General features: G+C 66.8%; 10 protein-coding genes and 1 pseudogene. 5 read left to right on the top strand and 6 right to left on the bottom strand.

All coding sequences use genetic code 11. The annotated features are described in order from the left end of the window. The 4 genes from AC1VAN_RS11670 to AC1VAN_RS11655 form a co-directional block, all read left to right on the top strand. Positions 1 to 914, top strand: a 914-nt coding sequence (locus AC1VAN_RS11670; protein ID WP_480985848.1) for a sensor histidine kinase, incomplete at its 5' end; no start/stop codon positions are given. Then, complete coding sequence (locus tag AC1VAN_RS11665; protein ID WP_025873873.1) at positions 914 to 1,555, top strand: response regulator; 642 nt, start codon at positions 914 to 916, stop codon at positions 1,553 to 1,555. The genes AC1VAN_RS11670 and AC1VAN_RS11665, both read left to right, overlap by 1 nt. 245 nt (positions 1,556 to 1,800) lie before the next feature. Continuing rightward, positions 1,801 to 2,874 (top strand): polyketide cyclase, encoded by a 1,074-nt coding sequence (locus AC1VAN_RS11660; RefSeq protein WP_442252274.1) that lies wholly within the window; start codon positions 1,801 to 1,803, stop codon positions 2,872 to 2,874. Positions 2,875 to 2,978: 104 nt separating this feature from the next. Beyond that, a complete protein-coding gene (locus tag AC1VAN_RS11655; RefSeq protein WP_025873872.1) occupies positions 2,979 to 3,350 on the top strand; it encodes a DUF423 domain-containing protein in 372 nt (123 codons plus the stop codon). A gap of 42 nt (positions 3,351 to 3,392) precedes the next feature. Here AC1VAN_RS11655 and AC1VAN_RS11650 read toward each other — a convergent pair. The 6 genes and pseudogenes from AC1VAN_RS11650 to AC1VAN_RS11625 form a co-directional block, all read right to left on the bottom strand. Continuing rightward, positions 3,393 to 4,193: pseudogene (locus tag AC1VAN_RS11650) on the bottom strand (M15 family metallopeptidase); the annotation flags it as partial. Positions 4,194 to 4,202: 9 nt separating this feature from the next. Then, positions 4,203 to 4,796: a PH domain-containing protein gene (locus AC1VAN_RS11645; RefSeq protein ID WP_442252276.1), complete on the bottom strand. Its 594-nt coding sequence runs from the start codon at positions 4,794 to 4,796 to the stop codon at positions 4,203 to 4,205. Beyond that, positions 4,793 to 6,082, bottom strand: coding sequence for an alpha/beta hydrolase (locus AC1VAN_RS11640; protein WP_313444185.1), 1,290 nt, complete (start codon positions 6,080 to 6,082; stop codon positions 4,793 to 4,795). Before AC1VAN_RS11640 ends, AC1VAN_RS11645 begins: the two co-directional genes overlap by 4 nt. Before the next feature lie 2 nt (positions 6,083 to 6,084). Continuing rightward, positions 6,085 to 6,264 (bottom strand): DUF4177 domain-containing protein, encoded by a 180-nt coding sequence (locus tag AC1VAN_RS11635; protein ID WP_025873867.1) that lies wholly within the window; start codon positions 6,262 to 6,264, stop codon positions 6,085 to 6,087. Next, positions 6,261 to 6,440 (bottom strand): type II toxin-antitoxin system antitoxin, encoded by a 180-nt coding sequence (locus tag AC1VAN_RS11630; RefSeq protein WP_005412615.1) that lies wholly within the window; start codon positions 6,438 to 6,440, stop codon positions 6,261 to 6,263. Before AC1VAN_RS11630 ends, AC1VAN_RS11635 begins: the two co-directional genes overlap by 4 nt. Positions 6,441 to 6,485: 45 nt before the next feature. Beyond that, positions 6,486 to 7,367, bottom strand: a complete 882-nt coding sequence (locus tag AC1VAN_RS11625; RefSeq protein ID WP_442252277.1) for an SPFH domain-containing protein — start codon at positions 7,365 to 7,367, stop codon at positions 6,486 to 6,488. Positions 7,368 to 7,512: 145 nt separating this feature from the next. Here AC1VAN_RS11625 and purT point away from each other — a divergent pair. Next, positions 7,513 to 8,198, top strand: a 686-nt coding sequence (purT, locus tag AC1VAN_RS11620) for a formate-dependent phosphoribosylglycinamide formyltransferase (RefSeq protein ID WP_480985847.1), incomplete at its 3' end; no start/stop codon positions are given.

Below are 8,198 nucleotides of genomic sequence, written 5' to 3'. Positions count from 1 at the left end.
GCACCGCACTGGGCAGCATCCTGCTGATGGTGGTGGCCGGCCTGCTGCCCTGGCTGCTGGGCCCGCGCATCGGCGTGGTGTGGCTGGTGGCCAGCAACCTGGCCGTGTTGCCGGTCTACATCCAGCCGCTGGGCTTCCCGCCGGTCATCGCCGTGCTGCAGGCCGTCGGCTACATGGGTTTTTCCAGCTTCGTGTTCGTGATCGCGCTGGTGGCCCGCCGCCAGGCCGAGGCGCGTGAGGAGCAGCGCCGCCTGAACGCCGAGCTGCGCGCCACGCGTGCGCTGCTGGCCGAAAGCGCGCGGGTGAACGAGCGCACCCGCATTTCGCGCGAACTGCATGATCTGCTGGGCCACCAGCTGACCGCGTTGACCCTGAATCTGGAAGTGGCCGGCCACCTCGCCGAGGGCCAGGCGCTGGAGCACGTGAAGCGCTCGCATGCCCTGGCCAAGCTGCTGCTGGGCAACGTGCGCGAGGTGGTCAGCCAGCTGCGCGAGACCGGCGCCATCGACCTGGCCGCTGCGCTGCGTCCGCTGACCGAGCACGTGCCGTCGCTGGACATCCAGCTGGAGATCGAGGAGCCGCTGAACGTGGAAGACCCGCAGCGGGCCCACGTACTGCTGCGCTGCACCCAGGAGATCATCACCAACACGGTGCGCCATGCCGGCGCCCGCCACCTGTGGTTGCGGGTGTACCGTGAGGTCCCGGACCAGGTCGTGGTGGAAGCCCGCGACGACGGCGTCGGGGCGGAAACGGTCAATGTGGGCAATGGTTTGCGCGGCATGCGCGAACGCCTGCAACAATGTGGAGGCCAGCTGCAGGTGGAAACCCGCCCCGGCGAAGGCTTCCGGCTGCGGGCGACGGTACCGGCAACGGTGCTGGCGGCCCTTACCCAGGTTCCTGAAGGAGTGCGTTGATGATTCGCGTCTGCCTGGTCGACGACCAAACCCTGGTGCGGCAGGGGATCCGCTCGCTGCTGGCGCTCGACGACGGCATCGAAGTGGTGGCCGAGGCCGCCGATGGCCGCCAGGCGGTCGAGCTGATCCCGCAGATCCGCCCGGACGTGGTCCTGATGGACATGCGCATGCCGGTGATGTCCGGGCTGGAGGCGCTGCAGGTGCTGTCACGGCAGGAACAGCTGCCGCCGACCATCATCCTGACCACCTTCGACGATGACCAGCTGGTGCTGGCCGGGCTCAAGGCCGGGGCCAAGGGCTACCTGCTCAAGGACGTGACCCTGGCGCAGCTGGTCGGGGCGATCCGCACGGTGGCCGATGGCGGTTCACTGGTGCAGCCGGCGGTGACCCAGCGGCTGCTGTCCGGGCTGGAGCACATGCGCAACGACTTCGTCAGCCTGGACCGGCCCGACCCGCTGACCGACCGTGAGACCGAGATCCTGCGGCTGATGGCCAGCGGTTTCTCCAACAAGGAGATCGCCAATTCGCTGGGGGTCGCCGAGGGCACGATCAAGAACCATGTGTCCAACATCCTTTCCAAACTGGGCGTACGTGACCGTACGCGTGCAGTCCTGAAAGCGTTTGAACTCCAGTTGGTGTGAGGAAAATCCTTTAGCGACAAAGACTTGGCACGTAGTCTGGGCCCGGATTCAGGGTTGCCCCCCACTTGCCCCCTACATGCCGGGTACGCGGATGCGTTACCCTTCGAATTCTTTGTGCATACAAATGCGCAGCCGGCACGGAAACCGGTGCGCCAATCCCGATAACCAATGCCCGCGAAGCCTGCTAGGATTGGCGCTTCGCTTCAATCAACCCGGCCGTGGGATCGGCCCCGGAGACTCTCTGAATGACCCGTATTATCGAGTTCCTGATCGCCTTGGGGATCGTGGCTGGCCTGTTCGTCATCATTGGCGTCTGTCTGCCGGGCGAGCGTCACATCACCGAAAGCATCGAGACCAACCGCAAGATGACGATCGTGTACGACACGGTCAGCAGTCTGCGCCGCTTCAAGGACTGGAACCCGCTGGTACTGCGCGATCCCGCCGTTGAACTGAAGCTGTCCGGCCCGGCCTCCGGCGTCGGTGCCACTCTCGACTACACCTCCAAGGACCTGGGCACCGGTTCCTGGAAGGTGACCGAAGCCGAAGAGAACAAGCGTGTTGTGATCGCCGTCGACGATGCCTCCAAGGGTCACGACAAGGTCACCACCTTCACCCTGGAGCCGACCGGCAAGGGCGGTCGCAACGTCAAGATCACCCAGGACTACTCGGTGAAGTATGGCTTCGACCTGTTCGGTCGCTACGCAGGCCTGTATGTCAGCCGCCAGATCGGCGATGACATCAAGATGGGTCTGTCGCGCCTGGCGAACATGCTGGCCACCGTGCCGAATGTCGACTACCGCACTTCCGAAGCTCCGCTGACCGATCTGGGCATCGTCGATGTCCCGGCCGAAGACCTGCTGGTCGTCACCGCCGGTAATGTTGACCGTGGCCAGGATTCCATCACCAAGTCCATCAAGGACAACCAGGAGTGGATCAAGCGCGTGATCGAGGCCAATGGCCTGGAAGCCGTCGGTCCGCTGCGTATCATCACCACCGATTTCGGTGCTGAGAAGTACGCCTTCGACATCGCCCAGCCGGTGAAGAAGAAGGGTGCCGAAGGCGTGCCGGCCGAACAGCTGACCGTCAAGATCGACGGTGGCGCTCCGGTCAAGTACGTCCGCGTTGCTCCGCACCGTTCGGCGCATGCGGCCTACACCGGTCACATGGCAGGCCTGGACGTTGCCCGCAGCGCCCTGCGCGCCTGGGCCGTGACCTCGGGTAACGAAGTCATCGACCGTCCGTACGAAACCTGGAAGGACGGCGTGGACAAGTCGTTCACCCCGGAAGCGACGTACGACATCTACTGGGCCGTCAAGTAAGCCTCGGCTGACCCATGTAGTGCTGGACACGAAAACGCGCCGCTTCCTGCGGCGCGTTTTTTTTCATCCCGAGCCCGGTGTCGGGCATTGCGCAAGGAGCTGTCATGTTCAATTCCGAACGACGCGCGCGTAAACCGTCGTTGCTGGCCTGCCTGGGGGCGCTGCTGGCAGCGGCCTCGATCGGTCTCTCGGCCTATGCCGCGCATGGCGTGTCCGATCCGCTGGCGCAGCAGCACCTGAACATGGCGGCGTTGTACGCCTTTGCCCACGGAGCGGTACTGGCCGCCCTCGGCCCCCGCGCGCAGGGCGCGATCGCGCATCTGGCGTTGTACGTGTTGCTGCTGGGCGTGCTGCTGTTCTCCGGCAGCCTGGTGGGCGGTGCGCTGTGGCAGTGGCCGACCCGGCTGGCGCCGGTAGGTGGCACCACGCTGATGGCCGGGTGGGTACTGCTGGCGATCAACGCGCTGCGGCGCTAGCCGCAACGCCCAAGCACTGGTAGCGCCGGGCCACGCCCGAGGTCGAGCGTTCCAGCACCAGTGCCACGGTTCGTAGACGATCCCATGCGGGTTGTCGCGCGGATAGCTCAGATGGAACCCGTGCGCCGCGRCATTGGCCTGCAGCCACGCAAACGCAGCGGTCGCCTCGAAGGTCTCCTCTGCCGGCGCATCCCCCGGTGTGCCGATGTCCAGCGCGTGACCACTGTGGTGTTCGCTGAAGCCAGGGGCGGCATTGACCTTCAGGATCTGCGGCACGCTCTGCCCGCGCGCCAGCTTGCGTTCGAAAATGCCGAGCTGATACGCATGGCTGCGGAAGCCGGAGATCGCGTCCAGTGCAACTCCATCCCGGGCGGCATGCAGGCGCATCCGTCGCCAGCCCTGCGCGGCACCGCGGCGCAGCCACAACGGGCGGGCAAAGCGATCACGTCCGGCCAAGTGCAGCGCGCACGGCTCGGCTTCCAGTGCCAGCCCGCTGTCGTGCGCATAGCGCTGTGCATCCAGGCCCAGCTGCTGCAGGCGCTGCTGCAGGCCAACCAGCGGCAGCCACTGGTCTTCCAGTGCAGCGCCGAACGGTCGTGACCGTGCGCCATCCAGCAGGGCCAGCGCGTCCTCCACGCCGGGCTCGCGTGGCAGGCGCGGCACCAGCGAGTGCACACCGTGCGCCAGTACTGCCGCCAGGTAGCGGCCATCGCGCTTGCGCCGTAGTACCCATTGCGCGCGGGCCAGCAGGCGGGCGTCGAGATTGCTGCGCGCGCGCAGCAGCGGCGCAGGCCACACTTCGACGGTCTCGGTATTGATCAACAGCGGAGTGCTACGGTGCATCGATCCAGCTTACTGCCGTGGCGCCGTGGCGGCCACCTTGCGCAGTGCCTCGAGCAGGGCCTGCGGGCGCTCCAGGCTGAGCAGCAGGGTGCTGCCGCCGTGCACCGGAATCACCAGCGTGCGTGCGCGGTCGGTGACCAGGGCAAAGCCCTTGCCGCCGCCCTGCAGGCGGAAGTGCCCGGAATAGAAGCCGGGCATGCTGTAGCCGTTGGTCTTGAAACGGATGCCATAGCGGCGATCACGGCTCAGGTCGACCACCTCGGCCTGGTCCAGCAGCAGGTCGGCCACCGGCGTGCGGCGACGGTACAAGGTTGAACGCACGTCCAGCACGTTGCCTGCCAGCTCCACCCGGCGACGGAAGAACGCCCAGCCCAGGCCGATGCCCATCAGCACGATCACCGCCAGGCTCCATGCCGCGCTGCCGCCCATCAGGAAGAACGGCGGCGACAGGGTGACCTCCATCCAGGGAGCCTCGCTGCGATTGTCGTGCAGCTGTGCCCACATGCCCACGCCCAGTACCGCCAGCAGTGGCAGCAGCACCCACAGCACCCGCAGCGAAGAACTCTCGGCAACCTCGAACGGGCGTGCATCACTGCCGCTCATCGCTGCGCCTCCACCCAACGCGCAACGTCATCGATCAGCTGCCCATCCACGTGGCCCGGCTGCGCGTATTCCTTCAATGAACTGGGGCCGCTGCCGGCGATGCCGATGTGGTTGAGGGCAGGGTAGGCCTTCCATTGCACGTCCCGGCGATCGGCCAGGGCTTTTTTCCACAGTGCCCAATCCGTTTCCGGTATCTGGAAGTCACGGCCCCCGTGCAGCATCAGCAGTGGTTTTTTCAGCGCAACCGCGTCGCCGCGTGCGTTCACCGCTTCGATGCTTTTCCAGAACGTCTGCGGCGTGCCCAGTGGCAGTTCGCTGGCGGGTGCAGGCGCGTTGCTGCGGGCCGCGGCGATCTGCGCGTCGAGCTTGTCCAGGAACGCTTGTTCCGGGGCGCTGATCGAGCCGTCCAGCGACAGCAGGTAGCGGTTCTGCTCCGGCAGCAGTTCAAGCAATGTGCGCGCCGGCGCGGCCCACAGGATCGCGCCGCGCGCCTGTGGCCAGCGGCTGGCGATGCGCGGGGCGAGCATGCCGCCCTGGCTGTGGCCGAGCACGAAGATCCGCTTGCCGTCGATGCGTGGGTCCGCCGCCAACGCGCTCAACGCGGCGATGGCATCGTCGGTGGTCTCGTCATCAACGTTGAAGGTGCCGCTCTGGAAGTCCTGGGGACGGGCATGGGTGCGCTTGTCGTAGCGCAGCACGGCGATGCCCTGTGCGGCCAGGCCGCGGGCGATGTCCAGGAACGGGCGGTTGCCACCGATGGTTTCGTCGCGATCCTGTGGGCCGGAGCCGTGCACCAGCACTACGGCCGGGAAAGGTCCTTTGCCCTTGGGCAGGGACAACGTGCCGGGCAGCGCACCGCGTGCCTGTGGCACGCTGAAATCGGCTTCGCTGTAGTTCGCGTCGGCCGGCGGTGGCGCTGCCTTGGCGGCCGGGGCCGGGCGCAGCAACAGGCCAGCCACTTGGTCCTGCCCGTTCACCGCCACCTGCGCGATCACCGCGCCACTGGCGAACTGCAACGGTACTTCCACCAGATGCAGGCCCTGCTGCTCACTGCTGTGCGCCGGGCCGCGCTGCTTCAGTTCACCCAGCGACTGCCACAGGCCCTGCAGCTTGTCGGCAGGCACGGCCGCGGCCATCTGCGGGGTCAGCATGGCCTCGGCATCGGCGGTGCGCCCTGCCTGCAGGTGATCGAGCAGGCGTGCTGCGACCTGCTGCGGTTCGCCAGCGGATGCACTGGCGGACAACAGGGCAAGGGAAACAGCAAGCAACGAGCGGCGTGCGCTCATGGTCACAGCTCCTTCTTGAAGACCAGCAGGGCCGGGCGCATCGGCGCCGGGACGATGATGTTGACCAGTTCCCAGCCCAGCTGGCCCTGGCGGCTCAGTTCGGCCTGGATGTCATCGGCCTTCTGCAGGCCCATCATGGATGTCTTGACCTCGACGGTCAGGTAGCTCCAGCGCTTGCTCATTCCTTGTCCTCCGGCGATGGCTTGGGTTTCGGCAGGCGGCCTGCCTTGCGCAGTGCGTCGCGCAGCACGTATTCGATCTGCGCGTTGAGGCTGCGCAGTTCATCGTCCGCCCAGCGCTGTGCGGCCGCCAGGACCTCGGCGTTGATGCGCAGCGGATAGGCTTTTTTCTCGCTCATGCAGACTCCTGGCGGGGCGGTGGGGCGCCCCGTTGCGAGGGTGGCTCAGTACAGCGAGCCGGTGTTGACGACCGGCTGCGTGCCGCGGTCCGAGCACAGCACGGTCAACAGGTTGCTGACCATGTGCGCCTTGCGCTCCTCGTCCAGCTGCACCACGCCGTTTTTCTGCAGCTCGGCCAGCGCCATCTCGACCATGCCGACCGCACCGGCGACGATGCGCGTGCGTGCGGCGATGACCGCATTGGCCTGCTGCCGCTGCAGCATCGCCTGGGCGATTTCAGCGGCGTAGGCGAGGTGGCTGATGCGCGCATCGATCACCTGCACGCCGGCATCGGCCAGGCGCTCGGCCAGTTCGTTCTTCAGGTGCTGGGAGATCTCGCTGGCATGGCTGCGCAGCGCCAGCTGGCCGTCCTCGTGCTGGTCATAAGGGTAGCTGGTGGCCATCGCGCGCAGCGCCGATTCGGACTGGATGTGCACGAAGCTCTCGTAGTCGTCCACGTTGTAGACCGCTTCGGAGGCATCGACCACCTGCCAGACGATCACCGCGGCGATCTCGATCGGGCTGCCGTCGAGCTCGTTGACCTTCAGCTTGCCGCTCTCGAAATTGCGCACGCGCTGGCTCACGCGGCGCTTGCTGAAGAAGGGATTGTTCCAGCGCAGGCCGTTGTCCTTGACGGTGCCGACGTACTCGCCGAACAGGCTGACCACCGCCGCCTGGTTGGGCTGCACGGTGTACAGACCGGCCAGCGCGACCAGCGCCAGCGCAGCGATCAGCAGGCCGGCCAGGATCAGCAGCACGTTGGGCGAGCCGGTGCTGGCCTTCGCCGCGACCCCGGCCACGAACAGGGCGCCGCCGGCGAAGGCTACGACCAGGGACCCGGCGAGCGCGCCCAGGCCGTTGAGGGAGGACAGCGACTTCTCTTTCATGGCGGTACGTCCTTGAGGGTTCGAATTGAAGATATCAAAGTGATATCACATTCGGGCTACCGTTCGTCGGCTGGGCGTGCCCAGGCACTGCGGCTGGACCGGCTAGAATGCCCACCCGCCTTCACATCGCTGCTGGAACCCCGCCATGGCCAAGCTTGGAACCCCGTTGTCCCCCTCCGCCACCCGTGTGCTGCTGCTGGGCTCGGGCGAACTTGGCAAGGAAGTGGCCATCGAACTGCAGCGACTGGGCGTGGAAGTGATCGCTGCCGACCGTTACGCCGATGCCCCGGCCATGCAGGTGGCACATCGTTCGCACGTGATCGACATGCTGGACGCGATGGCCCTGCGCCAGTTGATCGCCCAGGAGCAGCCGCACCTGGTGGTGCCCGAGATCGAGGCGATCCATACCGAGACCCTGGTGCAGCTGGAACAGGAGCAGGGCCTGCGGGTGATCCCGACCGCGCGCGCTGCGCGCCTGACCATGGACCGTGAGGGCATCCGCCGCCTGGCCGCCGAGACGCTGGGCCTGCCGACCTCGCCGTACCGCTTTGTCGACACCGAGGCCGAGTACCGCGCCGCCGTGGCGGCGATCGGCCTGCCGTGCGTGGTCAAGCCGGTGATGTCGTCCTCGGGCAAGGGCCAGAGCACGCTGCGCAGCGAGGCGGACATCGCCCCCGCGTGGGAATACGCACAGACCGGTGGCCGTGCCGGCGCTGGCCGCTGCATCGTCGAGGGTTTCATCGACTTCGATTACGAGATCACCCTGCTGACCGTACGCCACGCCGCCGAGACTTCGTTCTGCGCGCCGATCGGCCACCTGCAGAAGGAGGG

Source organism: Stenotrophomonas sp. 05L44_2 (assembly GCF_056665995.1).
Note: the sequence above shows the minus strand (reverse complement) of the source record. Positions and strands in the feature narration are given on the sequence as shown.